1 pseudogene is annotated in these 248 nt (G+C 63.7%); it reads left to right on the forward strand.

What is annotated here, in order from left to right:
- Positions 1–248, forward strand: a pseudogene (locus tag ACH107_RS33990) (transposase); the annotation flags it as partial.

Consider the following 248-nt stretch of genomic DNA (forward strand, 5'->3'; position numbering starts at 1 on the left):
GGAGAGCATTGCCGCGCTGTGCCGCCGAGAAGGGATCAGCGAGAGCCTGTATTATACGTGGTCGAAGGAATTCCTTGAAGCGGGCAAGCAACGCCTGGCTGGGGGTGAAGGGGATCGTGGCCCCAGTGGGGCCGCGTAAGCCCCGGAACGCCCGCCAGGCGACATCGCCTGAGGTCAAGGACCTGCGCTCGGAATCGGCTGCGCTCAAGGAGGTCGTTGCCGATCTGACTCTGGAAAACCGTCTGCTC

The organism is Roseovarius halophilus (ex Wu et al. 2025) (genome assembly GCF_047086965.1).